Origin of the sequence: Phaeovulum sp. (assembly GCF_030684035.1) — a bacterium.
Lineage (GTDB): Bacteria > Pseudomonadota > Alphaproteobacteria > Rhodobacterales > Rhodobacteraceae > UBA6213.
Map to the genome: position 1 here is coordinate 107681 of NZ_JAUXPI010000003.1, position 23560 is coordinate 131240.

Consider the following 23560-nt stretch of genomic DNA (forward strand, 5'->3'; position numbering starts at 1 on the left):
GCGCGCGGACCCTGCGGCGCGCCCTGTCACATGGTGTCACGATCTCGGCGGTCAGCCCTTTTTCGGCGGCTTGGCGGCGTTTGGCGAAAGGCCTTTTTCAAAGGTCGCGGTGGCGGCTGGGGCTACCTTCTTGTCCTTCTTCGGTTTCTTCGCTTCCTTGTTGCTGCGCAATTGGCTTTTGGCCATGACATGCTCCCATTGTGCCGACGGCGGGCGAGACTCGCCCCCGTGCCGATGCTATTTGGCTCCCATTCGCCCCTGCTCCGCAAGAGCTTTGAATGATGGCGCGACCGTGGTGCCGCGCGGAGGCCTTTGGTTGACATTGCCGCCCTGCGGGCCCGACAAGGGGCCGGGATGTGCCGGGGGCAACATGGCTTGGGAATTCTGGATCGACCGTGGCGGTACCTTTACCGATATCGTGGCGCGCGCCCTTGACGGCAATTTGCGGGTGCTCAAGCTGCTTTCGGAGAACCCCGAGCTTTACCAGGATGCGGCGGTCGAGGGCATCCGCGCGGCGCTTGGCCTGACGGCAGGCGCACCAATCCCAGCGGGCGCGATTGGCGCGGTCAAGATGGGCACGACCGTGGCCACCAACGCCCTTCTCGAGCGCAAGGGCGAACGGGTGCTTTTGCTGGTGACGCAGGGATTTGTGGATTTGCTGCGGATCGGCAACCAGACCCGGCCACGACTTTTCGATCTCGACATCCGCCGCCCCGATCTGATCTACGAACGCGTCGCTGAGGTGCCGGGGCGGCTCGATGCCGAGGGGGAAGAAATTGCGCCGCTGAACGAGGGCGCGGTGGTTGCGGCGCTGGCCGATGCCCATTCGGCGGGTATTCGCGCGGTGGCGGTGGTCTTGATGCACAGCTACCTCAACCCCGCGCACGAGGTCCGGGTGGGGGCGCTGGCGCAGGCGGCGGGGTTCACCCAGGTATCGCTGAGCCACGAATGCTCGCGGTTGATCCGGCTTGTGGGGCGCGGCGATACCGCAGTGGCCGATGCCTATCTTTCGCCGATCCTGCGGCGCTATGTCGTTCAGCTTGCTGCGGCGCTTGATCTGGGGCGCGGCACCGGGCGGCTTTTCTTCATGCAGTCGTCGGGCGGTTTGACCGATGCGGCGCGCTTTCAGGGCCGCGATGCAATCCTGTCAGGCCCTGCGGGGGGCATTGTCGGCATGGTGAAAACCGGGCTCGCGGCGGGGTTCGGCAGGCTTATCGGCTTTGATATGGGCGGCACCTCGACCGATGTCAGCCATTATGCCGGCAGCTATGAACGCAGTTTCGAGACCGAGGTTGCCGGGGTGCGGATGCGCGCGCCGATGATGGATATTCACACCGTCGCGGCCGGTGGCGGCTCGATCCTGCGTTTCGCCGACGGGCGCTATCAGGTCGGGCCGGAAAGCGCGGGCGCAAACCCCGGCCCAAGCGCTTACCGGCGCGGCGGGCCGCTGACCGTGACCGATGCCAACGTCATGCTCGGGCGGCTCAACCCCGGCCATTTCCCCGCGCTCTTCGGCCCCGGTGGCGATGCGCCGCTTGATGCGCAGGCGGTGCGCAACGGCTTCGCGCGGCTTGCCGCCGAAATTGGCGCGACCACCGGGGATGTACCTGCGGCCGAGGCGGTGGCCGAGGGCTTTCTTGCCATAGCCGTTGCCAATATGGCCAATGCGATCAAGAAGATATCGGTGCAGCGCGGGCATGATGTGACCGCCTACACGTTGCAGTGTTTTGGCGGCGCGGGCGGCCAGCATGCCTGTGCCGTGGCCGATGCACTGGGCATGCGGCGGGTGCTGTTGCACCCTTTCGCGGGGGTGCTTTCTGCCTATGGCATGGGGCTGGCCGAATTGCGCAGCCTGCGCGAGGAGCAGGCCGATGCGGGGTTGGATGCAGCGCCCGCGATGCGGGCGCGCATCGAGGCTTTGCTGGCCGAAGCCCGGGCCGATCTGCTGGCGCAGGGCGTGGCCGATGCTGACATCGCCACCGCCGCGCGGGCGCATTTGCGCTACGAAGGGTCGCATCAGGCGCTGGAAGTGGATTTTGCAGAACCCTCCGCCATGCAGGCTGCTTTCGAGGCGGCGCACCACGCGCGGTTTGGTTACACCGACCCCGCCCGCGCCATCCGCTTCGAGATGCTTGCGGTTGAGGCGGCAGGCGGTGCCGCAGCGCTGGCCGAAAAGGCCCGGCCGCCGGGGTCGGCAGGGCCGGTTGCACGTCACCCCGTCTATTTCGCCGGTGCCTGGGTCGAGACGCCATTCCATGACCGCGCCCAGCTTGGTGCCGGGGCACGGATTGCCGGGCCAGCGGTCTTGCTCGAGGAAACCGGCACGACCGTGCTCGAACCCGGTTGGTCTGCCCGTGTCGATGGCACCGGCAACCTCATTCTGGAGCGCGAGAAAGCGGCATCCCACAGCCGCGCCGCAGGCACCGAGGCCGATCCGGTGCGGCTGGAGGTGATGTCGAACCTTTTCATGTCCATTGCCGAGCAGATGGGGGCCACGCTTGCCAATACCGCCTGGTCGGTCAACATCAAGGAACGGCTCGATTTTTCCTGTGCGATTTTCGATCCGGGCGGCAACCTTGTTGCCAACGCGCCGCATGTGCCGGTGCATCTTGGCTCGATGTCGGATTCGATCCGAACGGTGATGCGGGTGGTGGGCGAGCGGGTGGCCGAGGGCGACGCCTACATGCTGAACTCGCCCTATGCCGGGGGCACGCATTTGCCCGATGTCACCGTGGTCAGCCCGGTTTTCATTGGCGGGCGGGTGCTTTTTTGGCTTGGCTCGCGTGGGCACCACGCCGATATCGGTGGGCGCACCCCGGGGTCTTGCCCGCCAGACAGTCGCGAGATTTCCGAGGAAGGGGTGCTGATCGACACTTTCCGGCTGGTCTCCGGCGGCGTCATGCACGAGGCCGCGGTGCGCAGGCTGCTCGCCTCGGGCCGCTACCCGGCCCGCGCCCCCGACCAGAACCTCGCCGACCTCAAGGCGCAGCTTGCCGCAAACGAGACCGGCCGGCGCGAACTGGTCCGCGCCGCCGAGGTCTGGGGGGCGGAGGTGCTGGGGGCCTATGCGGGCCATGTGCAGGACAACGCCGAGGCGCTGGTGAAAAACGTGATCGGCACATTGACCGATGGCAGCTTTGCCTACCCGCTCGACAGTGGCGCAACCATCAAGGTGGCGCTGCGGGTAAACCGCGCCGCAGGCCGCGCCACGGTCGATTTCACCGGAACCTCGCCGCAGGACAGCGGCAACTACAACGCCCCTGCCGCAATTGCGCGGGCGGTGGTGCTTTATGTCTTCCGCACGCTGGTAGGCAAGGACATTCCGCTGAACGAAGGCTGCCTGCGACCGATCGACATCATCCTGCCCGTGGGCTCAATGCTGAACCCGCGCCCGCCTGCCGCCGTCATCGCAGGCAATACCGAAGTGAGCCAGGCGGCGACCAATGCGCTTTATGGCGCGCTTGGCGTGCTCGCCGCCAGCCAGGGCACGATGAACAACTTCACCTGGGGCAATGCGGCGTTTCAGAACTATGAGACAATCGCGGGCGGTGCAGGGGCCGGGCCGGGGTTTTCAGGGTGTGACGCCGTTCAAAGCCACATGACCAATACCCGAATGACCGATCCAGAAGTGCTGGAGCGCCGCTTTCCGGTGCGGCTTGAAAGCCTTTCCATCCGCCACGGTTCCGGCGGCGCGGGGCGCTGGCGGGGCGGGAATGGTGCGGTGCGGTGCTTGCGGTTTCTGCAAGCGGTCACGGTTACCGTGCTTTCCTCGTCGCGCCGCGTGCCACCCTTCGGCGTGGCCGGCGGCGGTGCCGGGGCAGTTGGCGAAAACACCGTGATCTGGCCAGACGGGCGGCGCGAGAGGCTTGCGGGCAACGACGAGCGCGATCTGCCAGCGGGGGCGGTGTTCGAGATGCGCACGCCCGGTGGTGGCGGCTGGGGCACGCAGGAATAAGGGTGGGGACGCTGCCCCCGCTGGCCTTGCGGCCGCTCCCCCCGGAGTTTGGCCAAGGCAGTCAGGACCCGGTCAGAACCACTGCCCCGGTTCCATCAGCCCGAGTTCCATGAGTTGTTGCGCGTTCCATGCAAACGGCACCGAGTTGTACCACCGAAAGCTTGGGATATCGAAGGTTGAACCGGCATTTGTCTTGAGCGCCTTGGCGGCCCGGAACGATACGATCGCGGCGGTCAGGTTGTGGTGCCAGGGGCAGGCGAAGGTGTTGTATTCCTCGATGTTGAAGCTGTGGTTGGGGCGCAGCATGAGCCCCTTTTGCGCGCGAAACAGTCCGACGCGGTCGATCTTGCGGCGATTTTCTGGCACATGCTCCTCGAACCGCCAGCGCAGACCGCCGAAGAAATCGTATTGCCGGTCCAGCACCTGCCCAGCAGCGTTCTTGCGCGCCAGCGCGAAATAGCCCGCGCGGTCGAGCATTGCCTCGGCAAGGTTGACCGCGTCAGGGTTGCGGCCAAGGTCGGGCGCGTAGAGATCGACAACGAAGGTCAGCATCGCATCGCGCCGTTCTTCGGTGTGAAAGGCGAGCAATTCGCGCACATTGCGCGTTTCGCTGAAGGGGTGGAACAGGTATTCGGCGTTGTAGCAGTAATGCAGCCAGGTGGTTTCCGGGCAGGCGGCGATCAGCGGGTTCATCGCCCGCGTCAGTGCCTCGGGCGCGCGCATGTCGAAGGGGATGCGGTGGACCTGTCCGGCCAGTTCCGCGGGCACCTGCCAGACCGGAGGAGAGAAGGCCAGAACCGCGCGAAAGCCTGCCGCAAGCTGATGGCGGATGGTGCCTTCGACCTCGACCAGATCCTCGATCAGCACCACGCCGATCGGGCCGCGCGCCAGAACCGGCCCGGCGGTTTGCAAGAATGCCTCAAGCGAAGCGTGGTCCATATCATTCCGCCGTTGAATGCGCGCCCCAAGATCGGGCAAGCGTGGCGGGAATGCAAGCGGGCGCGGGTGCCAAGGCTTGCCCCGCCGCGCGCTTTCGCAGTATCAGGCGCGACGTGAAAGGGGCCATGATGTCCGAGACCGAAACGCCAAAGCCGGGGGCGGGGCCGAAAAAGCTCCATCTCAAGACCTATGGCTGCCAGATGAACGTCTATGACAGCGAGCGCATGGCCGAGGCGATGGGTGCGGAAGGGTATGTGCTGACCGATACTGCCGAGGGTGCCGACATGGTGCTGCTCAACACCTGCCACATCCGCGAGAAAGCCAGCGAAAAGCTCTATTCCGACCTTGGGCGGCTGAAGCCGCTGAAGCTGGCCAATCCGGGCCTGAAGATCGGCGTGGCGGGGTGCGTGGCGCAGGCAGAGGGTGCCGAGATTCAACGCCGGATGCCGATAGTCGATATCGTCGTGGGTTCGCAGGCCTATCACCGGTTGCCCGCAATGGTGCGCGCGGCTGATGCGGGGCAAGCCAGTCTCGATACCGAGTTTCCTGCCGAGGACAAGTTCGAGCATCTGCCCGCGCGGCCCCTGCAAAGCCGCCCGGCGGCGTTTCTGACCGTGCAGGAGGGGTGCGACAAGTTCTGCGCCTTTTGCGTGGTGCCCTATACGCGAGGCAGCGAAGTCAGCCGCCCGGCAGCGCGGATATTGGCCGAGGCGCGGGGGCTGGTAGCACGCGGCGCGCGCGAGATCACTCTGCTCGGACAGAACGTCAACGCCTATCACGGGGTCGAGGACGGCGCCGACTGGGGCTTGGCGCGGCTGGTGCGGGCCTTGGCGATGATCGACGGGCTGGAACGCATCCGCTACACCACCTCGCACCCGAACGACATGACGGCAGACCTTATCGCCTTGCATCGCGATGAACCGAAGCTGATGCCCTATCTGCATTTGCCGGTGCAGTCGGGGTCTGACCGGATATTGAAGGCGATGAACCGCCGTCACACCGCCGACGATTATCTGCGCACGATCGAGCGCATTCGCGCCGCGCGACCGGACATACTTGTTTCGGGTGACTTCATCGTGGGCTTTCCGGGCGAAACCGATGCCGATTTCGAGGCCACTCTGGCGCTGATCGAGGCGGTGAATTACGGCATGGCCTACAGCTTCAGGTATTCGCCCCGCCCCGGAACCCCGGCTGCGGATCGCCCGCCCGTCGATGCGGCGGTTGCCGACGCAAGGTTGCAGGTGTTGCAGGCGCTCATCACCCGCCAGCAACGCGCCGCGCAAGAGGCGATGGTGGGGCGCGAGGTTGGGGTGCTGATCGAGCGCCCCGGGAAACTGGCCGGGCAGTGGGTGGGCAAGTCCGACTATCTGCATGCGGTGCATCTGCACGATGAAAACCTGGTGCCGGGGCAATTGCGGCGCGCCAGAATCACCGAGGCCTGGACGAATTCGTTGGCAGGGGTCTGCCTTGGTTGAGCGGGCAGCGCCGCTTGCGCCCGGTTTTTGCCGCGATTGATAGCCCGATCTGGCAACAATTCCAGTCAAGCTGCCAGCTATGTTGACGAAATGAACACAATATCTTGGGATTTGCGCTTCCCATGCCCCACGGTTTTGCTAATCTGGCAAAGATAGAGTCGTTCAAGTTTGCCGTGGGTGCTGGCCTGCGGCGTGCAGGCATAGGTGGAGGCAATCGCGGTGAAAACACGGATTTCCAGGTTTCTGAAACCGGCAGCGGGCGGGGTGGCAGGTGTTGCACTTGCCTTGGCCACGCTCGCCGCGCCGGCGATGGCGCAGCAGGTGGTGAACAGCGAACAATACATTCCCACCATCTGGATCGACCCGGATGGCTGCGAACATTGGGTGATGGATGACGGGGCCGAGGGTTACATGGACAATCGCCTGACCCGCGATGGCCGCCCGGTTTGCCACCGCAACGTTTGCGGCGTCCTGCCGACCGATCAGTTGTTCGACACCGACCGGCATGTGGTCACGGCGTCAGGGCGCAGTCGGCTGGAAAACTTCTTCCGAACCGCGCAGGCCCGCAGCTTCATCATCACCGGCCACACCGACAGCCGCGCTTCGGATGAGTACAACATGGGCCTGTCGCAGCGTCGTGCCAATGCGGTGGCGGCGGTGGCGCAGTCGGTGGGGGCAAGCGTTCTTGCCGTGCAGTGGTATGGCGAGCGCAACCCGCGCGCAAACAACACCACCGCCGAGGGCATGGCGCAGAACCGCCGCGTTGAAATCATCTGTGTGAAGTAAAGGGGCCGGCAATGCGCGCGACCAAATCCGTTGTACTTCTCGCCGCCGTGCTCGGCATGTCGGCCTGTACCGAAATCGGCCCCGACAAGACGCTCGACCGGGGCATTGATGACAAGCACCTGAGCCAGCTGGTGGCCGGGATCTGGATCGACCCGGAAGGATGCGATCACTGGATCATCGATGACGGCGTCGAGGGCTACCTTTCGGGTCGGCTCGACGATTACGGCAAGCCGATCTGCTCGGGCGCGGGCCTTCCCAACACAGCGGTGGGTCCGTTCAAGTCGGGCAGCTTCATTGTCGATCCGCTCTGAGCTATTTCGGCAGCACAAACGAGGCCGCGCGTCGAAACCGCGCGGCCTCGAATGTTTCAGCATGATGAATTTTTCGCGTTGACCGGCAACACCGGCCACACCACGCTTGCGCAATAGATGCGGGCGGTCCACCATGAAACCACAAACCGTAGCATGGAGCCGCCCTTGGGCCTGAGCGCCGTTTCCCCCCCGACCCGACATGCGGATTCGCATGAGACGCTGCTGGAGTTTCCCGACAATCGGTTGCTGATCGACCTTTGCGGCCAGTTCGACCGCAATCTGGCGCAGATCGAGCACAAACTTTCGGTACATATCCTGCGCCGCGGCAACCAGTTGGCGGTGGTCGGCCTGCCTGATGCGCAGGCGCAGGCGGGGGCAGTGCTGGGTGCGCTTTATGCGCGGCTGGAGCAGGGTCGCGCCGTCGATGCAGACGAGATCGACGCGGCGATCCGGATGGGCGAGTTCCGCGCCGATACCGTGCCGCTCGATCAGCAACTCGAAATGTTCGAGGCGGGACGCTACGAAATCCGCACCCGCAAGAAACAGGTGGAGCCACGCACCGAGGCGCAAAAGGCCTATGTCAAGGCGCTGTTCACGCATGAGATGGCCTTTGGCATTGGCCCGGCGGGCACCGGCAAGACCTATCTGGCCGTGGCCGTTGGTGTGACCATGCTGGTGGGCGGCCATGTGGACAAGATCATCCTCTCGCGCCCGGCGGTCGAAGCGGGCGAGCGGCTGGGGTTTCTGCCCGGCGACATGAAGGAAAAGGTCGATCCCTACATGCAGCCGCTTTACGACGCGCTGAACGATTTTCTGCCCGCCAAGCAGCTTGCCAAGCTGATGGAGGAAAAGCGCATCGAGATTGCGCCCTTGGCCTTCATGCGCGGCCGCACCCTTTCAAGCGCCTTCGTGGTGCTCGATGAGGCGCAAAACGCCACGACCATGCAGATGAAAATGTTCCTCACCCGCCTCGGTCAGGGCTCGCGGATGGTCATCACCGGTGACCGCACGCAGGTCGATCTGCCGCGCGGCACTGCAAGCGGGCTTGCCGATGCCGAACGCATTCTGGCCGGGGTGAAGGGCGTTGCATTCAATTACTTCACCGCCCGCGATGTGGTGCGCCACCCCCTTGTGGCGCGGGTGATCGAAGCCTATGAGCGCGATGATGGCGCTTCTGGTTGATATCGTGTTTGAAGACGACCGCTGGCAGGCGCTAGGCCTTCAGGCCTTGGCCGATGCCGCCGCGGGCGCAGTGCTGGCCGATCAGCGCCTTTCGGGCGATTTCGAGATCAGCCTGCTTGCCTGCGATGACGCCCGTATCGCCGCGCTCAACGCCGATTTCCGTGGCAAGGCCACCGCGACCAACGTGCTCAGTTGGCCCGCCGAGGCGCTGGCCACCGAGGAAGACGGTGCCACCCCCTTTGCGCCCGATGCCGAAGACCCGATGGGTGCCGAACTGGGCGATATTGCCATCGCCTGGGAAACCTGCGCCCGCGAGGCCGCCGAGCAAGGCAAGGAAATCGCCGCCCATGTCAGCCACCTGTTGGTGCATGGGGTTCTGCATTTGTTGGGATATGACCACATTCGCGAAAAAGATGCGGCGCTGATGGAAGCATGCGAGCTTCGCATCCTTGCAAGCCTGGGCGTCGCAGACCCATATGATATCGCCTGAGAGCAAACCAGCCGGGCAATCTGGAAAGGACCGATGGGACAAAGTGCAGATGGGCCGGGCCCCGCGCCAAGCGTGGCCGAGCCGGAAGAAAGCGACAGTCGCGCCGAGCCGGGTGTGAGGCGCAAGTTTTTTGGCCGCATATTGGGCAAGCTGAACCCGACCGCATCCGAAAGCGTCGATGCCGCGCCGGTGCAACCGGCGGGCTCGCCTGCGCCGCAGGTACTGCCTGGCTTGGGCAACCTGCGCCGGATGCGGGTCGAAGATGTGGCAATACCCAAGGTTGCCATTGCGGCGGTGCCGGTCACCATCAGCCGCGATGATCTGGTTGATGTGTTCCGCGAACAGGGGTTTTCGCGGATGCCGGTGTTCAAGGGCACACTAGACAGCCCGCTTGGCCTCATCCACCTCAAGGATCTGGCGCTGGAGCATGGCTTTGCCCAAGGTGCCCCGACCCGATTTTCGCTGCGCAAGATGCTGCGCCCGCTGCTTTTTGCCCCACCCTCGATGCCGATCGGGGTGCTTTTGCAAAAGATGCAGCGCGAGCGCATTCACATGGCGCTGGTGATCGATGAATACGGTGGCGTCGATGGTCTGGTAACGATCGAGGACCTCATCGAGCAGGTGATCGGCGAGATCGAGGATGAGCATGACGAGGCCGAAGGCGGGTTCTGGACGCTGGAGAAGCCCGGGCAGTATCTGGTGCAGGCACGGGTGCCGCTTGATGAATTCGAAGCACAGATCGGCATGAAGCTTGCCGATGCCGAGGAAGATGAAGAGATCGACACTCTGGGCGGCTTCGTCTGCATGCTGGCGGGAAGGGTGCCCGCGCGCGGCGAGGTGATCCCGATGGAGGGTGGTTTCGAGTTTGAAGTTGTCGATGCCGATCCGCGCCGGGTAAAGCGCATCCGGGTGCGGCTGCCGCTGGCGGTGAAGTGAGCGGCGCGCGCCTGAGGCGGGTGTTCGGCCGCGCCGCGCGGCCCGCGCCGCGCGTACTTGCCGCTTCGGCTGGCCTGGGGGCGCTGGTCGCTCTGGGGCAAGCGCCGCTCGGCTGGTGGTGGCTGGCGCTGCCCGCCTTTGCCGGGGTGCTGGCGCTGATCGCGCGGCAGGGCGCTACCGGCAAGGCCGCATGGGCAGGCTGGGCCGCGGGCGCGGGCTTTGGCGCGGCGGCGATGTTCTGGATTGTCGAGCCGTTCCTTGTCGATGCCGCGCGGCACGGCTGGATGGCGCCTTTCGCGCTACTGTTGCTGGCGGCGGGGATGGGGCTGTTCTGGGCATTCGCGGCGGCGCTCGGGCTGCAAGCCGCCGGGCAGCGGCGCGGACTGCGCCTGTTGGCACTGGCGTTCGGCTTTGCCGCCTCGGACCTTTTGCGCGGCTATATCTTCACCGGGCTGCCCTGGGCGCTTTTGGGCCATGCTTTCATCGGCACCCCGCTGATGCAGCTTGCGGCACTCGCCGGGCCGGTGGGCCTGAGCCTTGCCTTCACCCTGCCCGCCGCCGCCTTGGCCGGGGTGTTTGCGCCTGCGGCGGGCGGTCAAAACCGCCTCATGCGCGCGGTGCCGGTTGTGGTCATGGCGGCTGCGCTGGTGGGCGGCTGGGGCTGGGGCACGGCGCGGCGCGATGCGCCCGCGCCGGTGCCCGCGCGCGATGTTGTCTTGCGACTGGTGCAGCCCAATGCCACCCAGGCGCTGAAGTGGCAGCGCGACTACGCCTTGGCGTTTTTCTATCGCCAGCTGGATCTGACCGCCGCACCCGCCGCGCGCCGCCCGGATCTGATCATCTGGCCCGAAACTTCGGTGCCCTTCCTGCTCGATGCGCCGGGCGCGGGGCTCGAAATGATCGTGGAAGCTGCGGCGGGGGTGCCGGTGGCGCTTGGTATCCAGCGCAGCGAGGGCGCGCGCTATTTCAACTCGCTGGTGGTGTTGGGGCCGAAGGGCGAGGTGTCGGCGCTTTATGACAAGTTTCATCTCACGCCCTTCGGCGAATACATCCCCTATGGCGATGCATTCGCGCGGCTCGGGATCACGGCATTTGCGGCACGGCTTGGCAACGGCTTCACGGCGGGGCCTGGGGCGGCGGTGCTCGATCTTGGCGGCCTCGGGCGGGTGCAACCGCTGATCTGCTACGAGGCGGTGTTTCCGCAAGATTTGCGCGCGGCACCTGAGCGGCCCGACTGGCTGATGCAGGTCACCAACGACAGCTGGTTTGGCGCGCTGGCCGGGCCGCAACAGCATCTGGCGCAGGCGCAGTTGCGCGCCGTGGAAACCGGGCTGCCACTGGCGCGGGCCGCCAACACCGGGGTTTCGGCAATGATCGACGCGCGCGGCAGGGTGCTTGCCACGCTGCCGCTCAACACCGAGGGTTTTCTTGACGTGTCGCTGCCGGCTGCACAGCCCGCCACACCCTATGCGCGGTTTGGCGACGGCCCGATTTTCGCCTTGATTGTTGCATTGCTGGCGCTCATCGCGGCGCGCGCGCGCTTGCCCATTGACCGCACTCGCGCCCACGCCTAGGTAGCATCATCGACCGTCACAACGGCTTCCTGGCGTGACGGGCTATTTCAATGGAGCACGTCCCCATGGCACGCGAGAACTACGTTTTCACCTCCGAGTCCGTCTCGGAGGGGCACCCCGACAAGTTGTGTGACCGCATTTCCGACGCGGTTCTCGATGCCTTCATCGCCGAAGAACCCGAGGCCCGGGTGGCCTGCGAAACCTTCGCCACCACCAACCGGGTGATTGTCGGCGGCGAAGTGGGGCTTTCGACCAAGAAGAAGACCCGCGAATTCATCGGGCGCGTCGAAGGCATCGTGCGCGATTGCGTGCGCGACATCGGCTACGAACAAGACAAGTTTCACTGGGAAACCCTGCGGGTGCACACCTATTTGCACAAGCAATCGGCGCATATTGCAAAAGGCGTGGACCGCGACGGCGCGGGCGATCAGGGCATCATGTTCGGCTACGCCACCGACGAGACAGCCGAATTCATGCCGGCACCGATCCTTTATGCGCACAAGATCCTGAAACGATTGGCAGAGGTGCGCAAATCAGGGGCCGAGCCGACGCTCAGGCCAGACGCGAAATCGCAGCTTTCGGTGCGCTATGAGGGCGGCAAGCCGGTGGGGGTAGCCTCGATCGTGCTTTCGACACAACACGCATTTGAAAGCCAGACCTCGAGCGATATTCGTGCCATTGTCGAACCCTACATTCGGGAAGTCTTGCCCCAAGGCTGGATCACCGATGCCACGGACTGGCATGTGAACCCGACCGGCACCTTCGTGATCGGAGGGCCAGATGGCGACGCCGGGCTGACCGGGCGCAAGATCATTGTGGACACCTATGGCGGTGCCGCCCCGCACGGGGGCGGCGCGTTTTCGGGCAAGGATCCGACCAAGGTGGACCGCTCGGCGGCCTATGCGGCGCGCTATCTGGCGAAAAACGTGGTGGCGGCGGGCCTGGCAAAGCGCTGCGCGATACAGGTGAGTTATGCGATCGGGGTCGCAAGGCCCTTGTCGGTTTATGTCGATACCTACGGCACCGGATCGGTGCCCGAGGCCGAGATCGAGCGAGTGGTGGCGGTAGTGATGGACCTCACGCCGCGCGGCATCCGCGAGCATCTGCGGCTCAACCGTCCGATCTATTCCCGCACCTCTGCCTATGGCCATTTCGGCCGCGCGCCCGAGGCGGATGGCGGTTTCAGCTGGGAAAAGACCGATCTGGGTGCGGCGCTGCAAAAGGCATTCTGAAGCGGCGGCGCGGGGTCGTTGGACCCCGCCCCTGACACCCTCGCGCGCGCGGGCCGGATCCTTCGGCACTGCACCTGTTTCGACAAGGCTTGACCTTGCGCAGGCCGGGGCGCTAGAGGCGCGCCATGGATGACCTGCCCCCGCCCGACAAGAGCCTTGCCGCGCCGCGCCCGGAATGGCGCAATTTCTATGGCCGTCGCTTTGGCCACACGCTGCGTGCCGCGCAAAAGGGGTATCTGTCGGACGATCTGGGGGCACTTCGACCGGCAGGGATTTCGCAGGCGGAAAACCCGGGCCGGGTGCCGATTGATCCGGCGTCGCTCTTTGGCGATGACCGCCCGATCTGGCTCGAAATCGGCTTTGGCGGTGGCGAGCACATGGTGGCGATGGCGGCGCGCTACCCGGGCGCGGGGTTTATTGGCTGCGAGCCTTACATCAACGGCGTGGCGATGCTTTTGGGCAAGATCCGCGCGGCGGGGGTGGGCAATCTTTCGGTCTATCCCGGCGATGCGCGCGATTTGCTGGATGTGCTGCCCGCAGGGGCGCTGCAAAAGGCGTTTCTGAATTACCCTGACCCCTGGCCAAAACGGCGCCATCACCGGCGGCGGTTCGTGACGGCCGACCATCTCGGGCCGCTGGCGCGGGCGATGGCACCGGGGGCGGAGTTTCGGGTGGCCACCGACATTGCCGATTACATGCGGCAAGCGCTGGGCGAGGTGCCGCAAGCAGGATTCGCGCTGGAGGCCGCAGGGGCAGAGCCGTGGCACGACTGGGTTTCGACGCGCTACGAACAAAAGGCGCTGCGCGAAGGCCGGGTGCCACAGTATGCGACCTTCCGACGGCTCTGAGCCTGCCTGCCTTCGGCGAAGATATTTTGCCTGAAGCAGAATGCAGCGGGTGATTTACCACCTGCGGCCGATGCGGTATCAGGCGCGGACGAGCGGGGGAGATGCGCATGTCTGGCCATGGTGAGGCGATTGCGATGGTGGCGCGCAGCGGCGCTGCCTTGCGCGGAGTGGCCGAGGTGCCGGGCGACAAGTCGATTTCGCATCGGGCGCTGATTCTCGGCGCGCTGTCGGTCGGCGAGACCCGGGTGAGCGGGCTGCTGGAAGGGCAGGACGTGCTTGATACCGCCCGCGCGATGCGGGCCTTTGGTGCCGAGGTGGTGCGGCAGGGGCCGGGCACCTGGTCGGTGCGGGGCGTCGGCGTGGGCGGCTTTGCCGAACCCGCCGATGTGATCGATTGCGGCAATTCGGGCACCGGGGTGCGGCTGATCATGGGCTGCATGGCGACCTCGCCGATCACCGCGACCTTCACCGGGGACGCGAGCCTGCGCAAGCGGCCGATGGGCCGGGTGACCGTGCCGCTGGCGCTGTTCGGGGCCGAGGCCCATGGGCGCCGCGGCGGGCGGTTGCCGATGACCTTGGTGGGCGCGGCGGACCCGGTGCCGGTGCGCTACACCACACCCGTGCCTTCGGCGCAGGTGAAATCGGCGGTGCTGCTTGCCGGTCTCAATGCGCCGGGCGAAACGGTGGTGATCGAGCGCGAGCCGACGCGCGACCATACCGAGCGGATGCTGCGGGGGTTCGGGGCGCAGCTGGAGATCGAGGATCTGCCTGAGGGGCGGTTGATCCGGTTGCGAGGGCAGCCCGAGTTGCGGGCCCAATCCGTCGCCGTGCCGCGTGATCCCTCAAGCGCGGCCTTCCCCGTATGCGCAGCGCTCATCGTGCCGAAATCCGACATTCTTGTGCCCGGCGTCAGCCAGAACCCAACCCGGAATGGCCTTTTCACAACCTTGGTGGAAATGGGTGCCGACATTTCCTTCGAGACCCCGCGCGAGGAGGGCGGCGAGCCGGTGGCCGATCTCAGGGTGAGGTTCTCGAACCTTAGGGGTATCGAGGTGCCGCCCAGACGCGCCGCGAGCATGATTGACGAATACCCGGTGCTGGCGGTTGTCGCTGCCTGTGCCGAGGGCCGCACGGTTATGCGGGGCGTGCGTGAGTTGCGGGTGAAGGAAAGCGACCGGATCGACGCCATGGCGCGCGGGCTGGAGGCTTGCGGGGTTCGGGTCGAGGAGGACGAAGACACGCTGATCGTTCACGGGCTTGGGGCGGGTGGCGTGCCGGGCGGGGCAACCTGTGCAACCCATATCGACCACCGCATTGCGATGTCGTTCCTTGTGCTTGGGCTGGCGAGCAAGCTGCCGATCAGGGTTGATGACGGCTCGCCCATTGCAACCTCGTTTCCGGCATTCGAAGCGCTGATGGCGGGGCTTGGGGCGGATATTGCGCGGGTGCAGCCATGAAACGGGGCCTGTTCTGGCTCATGTTTGCGCTGATGGCCGGGGTTTATGGGGCGATGCTGATCTGGACCCTGCCGCAGCTCAAGCTGCTTTCCGGCGGGCTGCTGCCCTTCGATTTGCGCCCCGGCGGCTATGACCTTGCCGAGGCGCAGGCACTACTGGCAGCGTTGGGCGCTGACGGGCGGGCCTATTACCTTGGCGTGCAGCAATCGCTCGATTCGGCCTATCCGGCGCTTTACGCGGTGGTGATGGTGCTGGCGTTTCGCGCGCTGGTGCCCGGCTGGTGGGGGCGGGTGTTGGGAGTGCTTGTGGCGGCGGGGGCGGGCTTTGACTATCTTGAAAATGCCCGCGTGGCGGTCATGCTTCGGGCCGAACCGCAGGCAGTGACCGAGGCGATGGTGGCCGCGGCAAGCCAGGCGACCGTCATCAAGAGCGTTGCGGTCGCGGTGGCGCTGGTGGTGCTGAGCGTGCTTCTGGCGCGGGCTGGGGGGCGGCGCTGGTGGCGGGTCTGAGTTTTACCGTGGCGATCGATGGCCCGGCGGCGGCGGGCAAGGGCACGATAGCGCGCGCGGTGGCGGCTGAATTCGGCCTTGCACATCTCGACACCGGGCTTCTCTATCGCGCTGTCGGGGCCAAGGGGGGCGATCCGGTGCAGGCGGCAAAGGGGTTGACCGCCGCTGATCTGGAACGGCCCGGCCTGCGCTCGCTCGAAGCCGGGCAGGCGGCATCGAAAGTGGCGGTCATTCCCGAGGTGCGCGCCGCGCTGGCCGTATTTCAGCGCCGCTTTGCGCGCCAGCCGGGCGGCGCGGTGCTTGACGGGCGCGACATCGGCACGGTTATTTGCCCCGAGGCAGAGGTGAAGCTTTATGTCACCGCCTCGCCCGAAATGCGCGCCCACCGGCGCTGGCTGGAGCTTGGCGGCGACAAGGCGCGCGTGCTGGCGGAGGTGCGCGAACGCGATGCGCGCGACTCCGGGCGCGCGGATTCGCCGCTGAAAGCTGCCACCGATGCCTTGGTGCTTGATACCAGCGAGATGAGCATCGCCGATGCGGTCGCCGCCGCGATTGCCGCGGTGCGGGCGCGGCGACAGGGCCTAACGACGCTTGCCTGAAGCGCCAAAGCCCCCTATAGGAACGCCAGTCTTCCCAAGGCCCGGCACCGCCGCGGCCCACTTGGGGGATTTGTCGAAGATAGACCGGCGGAGCCAACCGCAAGGCCAGTGAAAACACGAGAAAAGGAAACTGAACCGCATGTCTGCTAAAGCTACCATGGAAGACTTTGAAGCGCTTCTGAACGAAAGCTTCGAAATTGACACGCCCGCCGAGGGCTCGGTTGTCAAAGGCAAGGTCATCGCCATCGAGGCGGGGCAAGCCATCATCGACGTCGGCTACAAGATGGAAGGCCGCATCGATCTGAAAGAATTCGCCAACCCGGGCGAAACCCCTTCGATTAAAGTGGGCGATACCGTCGAGGTGTTCCTTGAGCGCGTCGAGAACGCGCGCGGCGAAGCCTCGATCAGCCGCGAGAAAGCCCGCCGCGAAGAGGCCTGGGACCGTCTGGAAAAAGCCTACGAAAAAGAAGAGCGTGTCGATGGTGCCATCTTTGGCCGGGTCAAGGGTGGCTTCACGGTCGATCTGGGCGGCGCGGTTGCGTTCCTTCCCGGCAGCCAGGTCGATGTGCGCCCGGTGCGCGACGCCGGGCCGCTGATGGGCCTCAAGCAGCCGTTCCAGATTCTGAAAATGGACCGCCGCCGTGGCAACATCGTTGTCTCGCGCCGTGCGATTCTGGAAGAAAGCCGCGCCGAACAGCGCGCCGAAGTGATCGGCAACCTTACCGAAGGCCAGGTGGTCGACGGCGTGGTGAAAAACATCACCGAATACGGGGCGTTTGTTGACCTTGGCGGCGTCGATGGCCTGCTGCATGTCACCGACATGGCATGGCGCCGGGTCAACCACCCCTCCGAGATCCTCGCAATCGGCGAAACCGTCAAGGTTCAGGTGGTCAAGATCAACAAGGAAACCCACCGTATCAGCCTTGGCATGAAGCAACTGCTGTCGGATCCGTGGGATTCGGTGGAAGAGAAGTTCCCGCTGCAATCGGTGCACAAGGGCCGCGTGACCAACATCACCGATTACGGTGCCTTCGTTGAACTGGAAGCGGGCGTTGAAGGCCTTGTCCACGTTTCCGAGATGAGCTGGACCAAGAAGAACGTCCACCCCGGCAAGATCGTTTCGACCAGCCAAGAAGTTGACGTGATGGTGCTGGAAATCGACACTGCCAAGCGTCGCGTTTCGCTCGGCCTCAAGCAGACCCAGCGCAACCCGTGGGAAGTGTTTGCCGAATCCCATCCGGTCGGCAGCATGATCGAGGGCGAGGTGAAGAACATCACCGAGTTCGGCCTGTTCATCGGCCTCGACAACGACATCGACGGCATGGTGCATCTGAGCGATCTCAGCTGGGATCAGCGCGGCGAAGACGCGATTGCCAACTTCCGCAAGGGCGACGTGGTGAAAGCCGCCGTCACCGAAGTGGATGTCGAGAAAGAGCGTATCTCGCTGTCGGTCAAGGCGCTTGACGCGGATACCTTCTCGGACGCGGTCGATGGCGTCAAGCGTGGCTCGGTGATCACCGTCACTGTCACCGCGATCGAAGAAGGCGGGATCGAGTGCGACTACAACGGAATGAAATCGTTCATCCGCCGCTCGGACCTTTCGCGCGAACGCGGCGAGCAGCGCCCCGAGCGGTTCCAGGTGGGCGATCATGTCGATGTCCGCGTGACCAACGTCGATGCCAAGACCCGCCGCCTCGGCCTGTCGATCAAGGCGCGCGAAATCGCTGAAGAGAAAGAAGCCGTGGAGCAATATGGCTCGTCGGATTCGGGTGCTTCGCTGGGCGATATTCTTGGTGCCGCGCTCAAGGGTACCAGCGGCCGCTGAGGCGCTTTGGCGATGAAATGACCAAGGCCCCGCCCGAAACGGCGGGGCCTTTTTCATGCTGCGGGCGATTCGTGGCGGTGTGCGAATGCGGCTCTGCCCCCGCATGCTGCACCGCCGCAACCGGCAGAAGCGCGCTCATTGCGGTGTTGACGCAGAAAAATGCGCCATTCCAAGGACTTTGCCATTTGTGCCGCAGAAAATTCTGCATATAGTCGAGGCCGTGTCGTTTTGGGCGCTGTCGCCCGGACTGCTATGGGGGATGTCCATGATCCGGTCTGAACTGATTGCGCGCATTGCCGAAGACAACCCGAAATTGTCGCTTCGGCATGTGGAAAAGATCGTGAATACGGTTTTCGATGAGATCGTCGAGGCAATGGCGCGCGGCGACCGGGTTGAGTTGCGCGGGTTTGGTGCCTTTTCGGTGAAGCAGCGCGATGCCCGCACCGGGCGCAACCCGCGCACCGGCACCGCGGTCGATGTCGAGGAAAAGCATGTGCCGTTCTTCAAGACCGGCAAGCTGCTGCGGGATCGGCTGAACGGAAACGAGGGCTGAATGTTGCGCGCACTGCGTTGGGCGTTTCTGGCGGTGCTGGCTGCTGTGCTGGTGACGCTGGCGCTTGCCAACCGCGGGCTGGTTACGTTGCGGCTTTTGCCGGATGGGGCGGGCAGTTTTCTGGGTCTGCAATGGTCGATCGAGCTGCCGCTTTTTCTGGTGATTTTTGCGGGTATCCTGCTTGGGCTGCTGTTCGGTTTTGTCTGGGAATGGATGCGTGAAGCGCGGCTTCGAAGCGCCGCAAGCCAGACCGCCCGCGACAAGGCACGGCTGGAACGCGAACTGGCGCGGGTAAGCGCCGACGCCCCGGCGCAGTCCGACGACGTTCTGGCCCTGCTTGAGAAACCGGCGCGCGCGCGCTAAGCCTCGGGTCATGGATATTCGCATCAAGATCTGTGGGCTTCGTGAAGCCGACCATGTCGCCGCTGCCGCAAAGGCCGGGGCGAATTACCTTGGCCTGGTGTTTTTTCCGCGCTCGCCACGGTATCTGACCCTTTCGCAGGCACAAAAGCTGGCACTGGTCGTACCGGCGGGTATTGCCAAGGTCGGGCTGGTGGTGGATGCCGATGACACGACGCTTGATGCGCTGCTGGCCGAGGTACCGCTTGATATGCTGCAACTTCACGGGCGCGAATCGGTGGCGCGGGTGGCCGAGGTGCGGTCGCGCTATGGCTTGCCGGTGATGAAGGCGATCGGCGTGGCGACCGAGGCCGACCTTGCATTGGTGGCCGAATATGGCCGCGTCGCGGACCAGATACTGGTTGATGCCAAGCCCCCTGCGGGTGCCGATCTGCCCGGCGGCAATGGCCGCGCCTTTGACTGGACCCTGCTTTCGCGCCGCCGCTGGCCCTGCCCCTGGATGCTTGCAGGCGGGCTGACGCCCGCGAATGTCGCCGAGGCGATCTACCTGACCGGGGCAAAGCAGGTTGATGTGTCCTCGGGCGTCGAAGTCGCGCCGGGGGTCAAGGACGCCGGTCTGATTGCGGATTTCATCGCGGCTGCGCGGGCATGACAGACTGGCGCGCAGCAACCGCGGCTGATGTGCCTGCGGTGGTGGCGATGCTGGCCGATGACATGCTGGGGGCGGCGCGCGAAGGGGCTGAAATGGCCCCCTACCTCGCGGCCTTTGATGAAATGGAGCGGCAGGGCAACAATGCGCTGATCGTGGGCACCCGGAAGGGACGCATTGTTGCCACCTACCAGATCACCATTCTGCACGGGCTTTCCATGCGGGCTGCGCGGCGTGCGCAGATCGAGGCGGTGCGCGTGGTGGCAGATCTGCGCAGCCACGGGGTCGGTGCTGAACTGATGGCCGATGCCGAGGCGCGCGCCCGCGCCGCCGGCTGTCGGCTGATGCAGCTGACCACCAACAAGGCCCGCCTGCGCGCCCACGCCTTCTACGACCGGCTCGGCTTTACCCCCAGCCACATTGGCTATAAACGCGAGCTTGAGTGAGGGGAGCATCCGCCATGGCCGACGACCGCATCAACAGCTACAAGACCGGGCCAGATGAACAGGGACGCTTTGGCATTTTTGGCGGTCGGTTCGTATCCGAAACGCTGATGCCCCTCGTGCTGTCGCTGGAAGAGGAATACGAGCGCGCCAAGACCGACCCGGCCTTTTGGGCGCAAATGGATGACCTCTGGAAACACTACGTCGGCCGCCCCTCGCCCTTGTATTTTGCCGAACGGCTGACCGACTACCTCGGCGGCGCGAAAATCTACATGAAGCGCGACGAGCTCAATCATACCGGCGCGCACAAGATCAACAACGTGCTGGGGCAGATCCTGCTGGCGCGCCGCATGGGCAAGACCCGGATCATCGCGGAAACCGGGGCCGGGCAACATGGCGTGGCCACCGCGACTGTCTGCGCGCGCTTTGGCCTCAAATGCGTCGTCTACATGGGCGAGACCGATGTGCACCGCCAGTCGCCCAACGTCTTTCGCATGCGCCTTCTGGGTGCCGAAGTGGTGCCTGTCACCTCGGGCCGCGGCACGCTGAAGGACGCAATGAATGACGCGCTGCGCGACTGGGTGACCAACGTTCGCGATACCTTTTACTGCATTGGCACGGTGGCGGGGCCGCACCCCTACCCGGCGATGGTGCGCGATTTCCAGTCGATCATCGGCAAGGAAGCGCGTACGCAGATGCTGGAACGCGAAGGCCGCCTGCCCGATACGCTGGTCGCGGCGATCGGGGGCGGATCGAATGCGATGGGGCTGTTCTTTCCGTTCCTCGACGACACCTCGGTGCGCATCATCGGGGTCGAGGCGGGCGGCCACGGCGTTGACGCGCGCATGGAGCATTGCGCCAGCCTGACGGGCGGCCGCCCCGGGGTGCTGCACGGCAACCGCACCTATCTGTTGCAAGACGAAGATGGGCAGATCCTTGAGGGCCATTCGATTTCGGCAGGGCTCGACTATCCGGGAATCGGGCCGGAACATTCCTGGCTGCACGAGGTTGGCCGCGCCGAATATGTGAGCATCACCGACATGGAGGCGCTCGAGGCATTCCAGCTTTGCTGTCTGCAAGAAGGCATTATTCCGGCGCTGGAACCGAGCCACGCGCTTGCGCATGTGATGAAAATCGCCCCCAGGCTGCCGAAGGACCACCTGATCATCATGAATATGTGCGGGCGGGGCGACAAAGACATATTCACGGTGGCAAGGCACCTAGGCTTTGACATGAAGATTTAACTATCGGTAATACAAACGAAAAATTCCAGGACGTTACGTTTCAAAACGGATTTTTCCGCCCTAAACCTGAGTTTATGGGCCTAGAGCGACGGGTTACGGGGGGCTTTCTAGACCCTCCGGGGAATGGCCGCTCGAATCATGCCGTGCTTTCTGGGGGCATCGCAACAAGCGACATGCAACCGGAACACGGGAGACAACAGATGAAACGCACATTCAAGATCGCCGCCGTCGTACTGGCACTTGGGGCAGCGACTGGCGCTTATGCCGCAGTCGATACCGCGGCGCTGATATCCGAGCTTTCTGCGCAAGGCTACACCGTAACCGAAATCAAGGCGGGGGCCACCACGGTGAAAATCGAGGCGATCAACAGCACCGAGAAGATCGAGCTGACCTATGACGTGGCGACCGGCGCGCTGCTGAAGCGGGAAACCCAGGCCCGCACCGCCGCTTCGGGCTCTTCGGCCGTGCCGGTTCTGAGCACGAGCGGCACCGGACCCGCCAGCACCGACTCGGTCACCGCCGACCTTCTCGCGCAGGGCTTTACCGTTCGCGAGATCAAGTCGGTCGGTGGCACAATCAAGGTCGAGGCCTACAACGGCAGCCAGAAGATCGAAGTCACCTACGACGCGGCGTCCGGGCAAATTCTGAAGCTGGAATCCGACGACGGTGATGATTCGGACTCGCACGGTTCTGGAAGCCGGAGCGGCGGCGATCACGACGATGGCGACGATGGCGACGACGACGAAGGTGATGACGACGATCACGATGACGACGATGACGATGACGATGACGACGAAGACGAAGACGACGACGACGAAGACGACGACGACCACAAGTGACAGTGACCGGCAGCACCGCACGCCCCCAGGCAGCAAACTTGCGGTGCTTGCCATCAGCCCCTCGTGCGCGCCATTGTGGCACCCGCACGGGGGGCGCTTTGATTTGCCCAGGAGCACGGGATGACCCGATTGATACTAGCCTCGGCGGTGACAGCGTTGTTCCTCATGGCTGGGGCGGCGCAGGCATTGACCTTCGCCGAGCGGGTCGAGCGTCAGTTGCGCGCAGAAGGCTTTGAAAACATAACCATTTCGCGAACGCTATTGGGCCGCACCCGAATTCTGGCCCTCGGCCCGCTGGGCAGCCGTGAAATCATCATAGATCCGCGCAATGGTCAGGTTCTGCGCGATTTCTGGGTGCGTGCCGGCAAAGTGATCGAGATTGGTCATTTTGAATTGCGTGAAGAATCATATGACGATTCGCATTCAGGCAGCGGATCGGGCAGTTCCGGCTCGGGTGGCTCCGGTTCGGGCGGCTCCGGTTCGGGTGGCGGCGGCGATGATGACGAGCACGATGACGATGACGATGATGACGACGACGACGAAGATGACGACGATGAGGAGGACGACTAGATGACGAAGTGGCCCTACACATGCTTGGCCTGTTGGGGTCACGCCCGCGTGCGTAGCACCAACAAGCCGCCACAAGCCCACGCTTGGCGGTGGTCCAGCTGATGCAGCGGGCGGGCCTTGTTGCGATCTTCCTCGTGCAGCTTCTCTGTGCGCTGTTCTTCATTTCCGATATCGTGCTTTCGATGCTCGGGCTCGTGGTCTTGCCCATGTCTTGGGGTTTGCACGAGTTTCTCGAGATCTCCGCGGTGTTCAGTCTTTTGATCGGCCTCTGGATGGCCATGCTGGCGTTGTTGCGGTTGCAGCGCGACCACCGTGCCGCGCATGAAAGGCTTCGCCGTGCATCCGGTGCGTTCATGACCCTGCTCGCGGAAAGATTTGCCGAATGGGGACTGACCCCAGCCGAGCGCGATGTTGCGCTGTTCGCCATAAAGGGCCTCAGCACTGCCGAAATCGCCACCATGCGCACCACCTCGGAAGGCACAGTGAAGGCGCAAACCAACGCGATTTACCGCAAAGCGGGGGTGAACGGCCGCGGGCAGTTGTTAAGCCTGTTCATCGAAGACCTGATGGCCGATGCACATTTGCCTGCCAAGGATCCCGCACTGATCGAGGAACCCATGCCAGAGCCTGAAGCCGTGCCGCGAACCTAGTGTTCCGAGTCTGACATTTGCTACCGATTTCCCCTGATTTCATCGAGAGCATCGAGCGCGCGGCGCTCGCGGGTGATGATATCATCGGCGGTCTTGCTCCAGACGAAGGGCTTCGGTTTGGCGTTGTGCTGCAG

General features: G+C 64.6%; 24 protein-coding genes and 1 riboswitch. Of the genes, 22 read left to right on the top strand and 2 right to left on the bottom strand.

Features of this window, described 5'->3' with window-relative positions; translation table 11 throughout:
• Nucleotides 1–51: 51 nt before the first annotated feature.
• Nucleotides 52–186 (bottom strand): hypothetical protein, encoded by a 135-nt coding sequence (locus Q8J98_RS01365; RefSeq protein ID WP_305185621.1) that lies wholly within the window; start codon nt 184–186, stop codon nt 52–54.
• Between the two features lie 184 nt (nt 187–370).
• Between Q8J98_RS01365 and Q8J98_RS01370 the strand changes: the two genes are divergently transcribed.
• Entirely contained in the window at nt 371–3955 is a 3585-nt protein-coding gene (locus tag Q8J98_RS01370; RefSeq protein ID WP_305292769.1) for a hydantoinase B/oxoprolinase family protein, read from the top strand.
• A 72-nt stretch (nt 3956–4027) separates the two neighbouring features.
• On the opposite strand, the gene Q8J98_RS01375 is transcribed toward Q8J98_RS01370, so the two are convergent.
• Nucleotides 4028–4894, bottom strand: coding sequence for a hypothetical protein (locus Q8J98_RS01375; protein ID WP_305292771.1), 867 nt, complete (start codon nt 4892–4894; stop codon nt 4028–4030).
• A gap of 128 nt (nt 4895–5022) precedes the next feature.
• Between Q8J98_RS01375 and miaB the strand changes: the two genes are divergently transcribed.
• The 21 genes from miaB (at nt 5023) to Q8J98_RS01480 (ending at nt 23426) form a co-directional block, all read left to right on the top strand.
• Entirely contained in the window at nt 5023–6369 is a 1347-nt protein-coding gene (gene miaB / locus Q8J98_RS01380; RefSeq protein ID WP_305292773.1) for a tRNA (N6-isopentenyl adenosine(37)-C2)-methylthiotransferase MiaB, read from the top strand.
• Between the two features lie 219 nt (nt 6370–6588).
• Entirely contained in the window at nt 6589–7155 is a 567-nt protein-coding gene (locus Q8J98_RS01385; protein WP_370868041.1) for an OmpA family protein, read from the top strand.
• An 11-nt stretch (nt 7156–7166) separates the two neighbouring features.
• A complete protein-coding gene (locus Q8J98_RS01390) occupies nt 7167–7466 on the top strand; it encodes a hypothetical protein (RefSeq protein WP_305185616.1) in 300 nt (99 codons plus the stop codon).
• Between the two features lie 153 nt (nt 7467–7619).
• Nucleotides 7620–8648 (top strand): PhoH family protein, encoded by a 1029-nt coding sequence (locus Q8J98_RS01395; protein ID WP_305185615.1) that lies wholly within the window; start codon nt 7620–7622, stop codon nt 8646–8648.
• On the top strand, nt 8632–9138 hold the full coding sequence (gene ybeY, locus Q8J98_RS01400; RefSeq protein WP_305292777.1) for an rRNA maturation RNase YbeY: 507 nt from the start codon (nt 8632–8634) through the stop codon (nt 9136–9138). Before Q8J98_RS01395 ends, ybeY begins: the two co-directional genes overlap by 17 nt.
• A gap of 33 nt (nt 9139–9171) precedes the next feature.
• Nucleotides 9172–10074, top strand: coding sequence for a hemolysin family protein (locus Q8J98_RS01405; protein ID WP_305292779.1), 903 nt, complete (start codon nt 9172–9174; stop codon nt 10072–10074).
• Nucleotides 10071–11648, top strand: coding sequence for an apolipoprotein N-acyltransferase (gene lnt / locus Q8J98_RS01410; RefSeq protein ID WP_305292781.1), 1578 nt, complete (start codon nt 10071–10073; stop codon nt 11646–11648). The genes Q8J98_RS01405 and lnt overlap by 4 nt, the downstream gene beginning before the upstream one ends.
• A gap of 10 nt (nt 11649–11658) precedes the next feature.
• Nucleotides 11659–11706: riboswitch (SAM-SAH riboswitch) on the top strand.
• Nucleotides 11707–11713: 7 nt separating this feature from the next.
• Nucleotides 11714–12880 carry a methionine adenosyltransferase gene (gene metK / locus Q8J98_RS01415; protein WP_305292782.1) on the top strand — a complete coding sequence of 389 codons (1167 nt, stop codon included), beginning with the start codon at nt 11714–11716 and terminating at the stop codon, nt 12878–12880.
• 125 nt (nt 12881–13005) lie between these two features.
• The gene (locus Q8J98_RS01420) at nt 13006–13728 is read left to right on the top strand and encodes a tRNA (guanosine(46)-N(7))-methyltransferase TrmB (protein WP_305292784.1); all 723 of its coding nucleotides are present in this window, start codon (nt 13006–13008) and stop codon (nt 13726–13728) included.
• 107 nt (nt 13729–13835) lie between these two features.
• Nucleotides 13836–15185, top strand: coding sequence for a 3-phosphoshikimate 1-carboxyvinyltransferase (gene aroA, locus Q8J98_RS01425; protein WP_305292786.1), 1350 nt, complete (start codon nt 13836–13838; stop codon nt 15183–15185).
• Complete coding sequence (locus Q8J98_RS01430) at nt 15182–15694, top strand: hypothetical protein (RefSeq protein WP_305292787.1); 513 nt, start codon at nt 15182–15184, stop codon at nt 15692–15694. The genes aroA and Q8J98_RS01430 overlap by 4 nt, the downstream gene beginning before the upstream one ends.
• On the top strand, nt 15691–16293 hold the full coding sequence (locus Q8J98_RS01435; RefSeq protein ID WP_305292815.1) for a d(CMP) kinase: 603 nt from the start codon (nt 15691–15693) through the stop codon (nt 16291–16293). Before Q8J98_RS01430 ends, Q8J98_RS01435 begins: the two co-directional genes overlap by 4 nt.
• Before the next feature lie 139 nt (nt 16294–16432).
• The gene (gene rpsA, locus Q8J98_RS01440) at nt 16433–18118 is read left to right on the top strand and encodes a 30S ribosomal protein S1 (RefSeq protein WP_305292788.1); all 1686 of its coding nucleotides are present in this window, start codon (nt 16433–16435) and stop codon (nt 18116–18118) included.
• 265 nt (nt 18119–18383) lie between these two features.
• Entirely contained in the window at nt 18384–18671 is a 288-nt protein-coding gene (ihfB, locus tag Q8J98_RS01445; RefSeq protein ID WP_305185606.1) for an integration host factor subunit beta, read from the top strand.
• Nucleotides 18672–19034, top strand: a complete 363-nt coding sequence (locus Q8J98_RS01450) for a LapA family protein (RefSeq protein ID WP_322214909.1) — start codon at nt 18672–18674, stop codon at nt 19032–19034.
• A gap of 10 nt (nt 19035–19044) precedes the next feature.
• Complete coding sequence (locus tag Q8J98_RS01455) at nt 19045–19683, top strand: phosphoribosylanthranilate isomerase (protein WP_305292789.1); 639 nt, start codon at nt 19045–19047, stop codon at nt 19681–19683.
• Nucleotides 19680–20126: a GNAT family N-acetyltransferase gene (locus Q8J98_RS01460; RefSeq protein WP_305292791.1), complete on the top strand. Its 447-nt coding sequence runs from the start codon at nt 19680–19682 to the stop codon at nt 20124–20126. The genes Q8J98_RS01455 and Q8J98_RS01460 overlap by 4 nt, the downstream gene beginning before the upstream one ends.
• 14 nt (nt 20127–20140) lie before the next feature.
• Entirely contained in the window at nt 20141–21367 is a 1227-nt protein-coding gene (gene trpB / locus Q8J98_RS01465; RefSeq protein WP_305292793.1) for a tryptophan synthase subunit beta, read from the top strand.
• 200 nt (nt 21368–21567) lie between these two features.
• Entirely contained in the window at nt 21568–22206 is a 639-nt protein-coding gene (locus tag Q8J98_RS01470; protein ID WP_305292795.1) for a hypothetical protein, read from the top strand.
• A gap of 120 nt (nt 22207–22326) precedes the next feature.
• Nucleotides 22327–22776 carry a hypothetical protein gene (locus Q8J98_RS01475; RefSeq protein WP_305292797.1) on the top strand — a complete coding sequence of 150 codons (450 nt, stop codon included), beginning with the start codon at nt 22327–22329 and terminating at the stop codon, nt 22774–22776.
• Between the two features lie 89 nt (nt 22777–22865).
• Complete coding sequence (locus Q8J98_RS01480) at nt 22866–23426, top strand: helix-turn-helix transcriptional regulator (RefSeq protein ID WP_370868043.1); 561 nt, start codon at nt 22866–22868, stop codon at nt 23424–23426.
• Nucleotides 23427–23560 lie beyond the last annotated feature (134 nt).

Coding starts and splice junctions, on each gene's coding strand:
- metK (WP_305292782.1), top strand. CDS start 11,714: ATGGCACGCGAGAACTACGTTTTCACCTCCGAGTCCGTCTCGGAGGGG.
- Q8J98_RS01450 (WP_322214909.1), top strand. CDS start 18,672: ATGTTGCGCGCACTGCGTTGGGCGTTTCTGGCGGTGCTGGCTGCTGTG.
- Q8J98_RS01475 (WP_305292797.1), top strand. CDS start 22,327: ATGACCCGATTGATACTAGCCTCGGCGGTGACAGCGTTGTTCCTCATG.
- Q8J98_RS01460 (WP_305292791.1), top strand. CDS start 19,680: ATGACAGACTGGCGCGCAGCAACCGCGGCTGATGTGCCTGCGGTGGTG.
- aroA (WP_305292786.1), top strand. CDS start 13,836: ATGTCTGGCCATGGTGAGGCGATTGCGATGGTGGCGCGCAGCGGCGCT.
- Q8J98_RS01365 (WP_305185621.1), bottom strand. CDS start 186: ATGGCCAAAAGCCAATTGCGCAGCAACAAGGAAGCGAAGAAACCGAAG.
- Q8J98_RS01375 (WP_305292771.1), bottom strand. CDS start 4,894: ATGGACCACGCTTCGCTTGAGGCATTCTTGCAAACCGCCGGGCCGGTT.
- rpsA (WP_305292788.1), top strand. CDS start 16,433: ATGTCTGCTAAAGCTACCATGGAAGACTTTGAAGCGCTTCTGAACGAA.
- miaB (WP_305292773.1), top strand. CDS start 5,023: ATGTCCGAGACCGAAACGCCAAAGCCGGGGGCGGGGCCGAAAAAGCTC.
- ybeY (WP_305292777.1), top strand. CDS start 8,632: ATGGCGCTTCTGGTTGATATCGTGTTTGAAGACGACCGCTGGCAGGCG.
- Q8J98_RS01430 (WP_305292787.1), top strand. CDS start 15,182: ATGAAACGGGGCCTGTTCTGGCTCATGTTTGCGCTGATGGCCGGGGTT.
- Q8J98_RS01455 (WP_305292789.1), top strand. CDS start 19,045: ATGGATATTCGCATCAAGATCTGTGGGCTTCGTGAAGCCGACCATGTC.
- ihfB (WP_305185606.1), top strand. CDS start 18,384: ATGATCCGGTCTGAACTGATTGCGCGCATTGCCGAAGACAACCCGAAA.
- Q8J98_RS01370 (WP_305292769.1), top strand. CDS start 371: ATGGCTTGGGAATTCTGGATCGACCGTGGCGGTACCTTTACCGATATC.
- trpB (WP_305292793.1), top strand. CDS start 20,141: ATGGCCGACGACCGCATCAACAGCTACAAGACCGGGCCAGATGAACAG.
- Q8J98_RS01390 (WP_305185616.1), top strand. CDS start 7,167: ATGCGCGCGACCAAATCCGTTGTACTTCTCGCCGCCGTGCTCGGCATG.
- Q8J98_RS01470 (WP_305292795.1), top strand. CDS start 21,568: ATGAAACGCACATTCAAGATCGCCGCCGTCGTACTGGCACTTGGGGCA.
- Q8J98_RS01395 (WP_305185615.1), top strand. CDS start 7,620: ATGGAGCCGCCCTTGGGCCTGAGCGCCGTTTCCCCCCCGACCCGACAT.
- Q8J98_RS01420 (WP_305292784.1), top strand. CDS start 13,006: ATGGATGACCTGCCCCCGCCCGACAAGAGCCTTGCCGCGCCGCGCCCG.
- Q8J98_RS01405 (WP_305292779.1), top strand. CDS start 9,172: ATGGGACAAAGTGCAGATGGGCCGGGCCCCGCGCCAAGCGTGGCCGAG.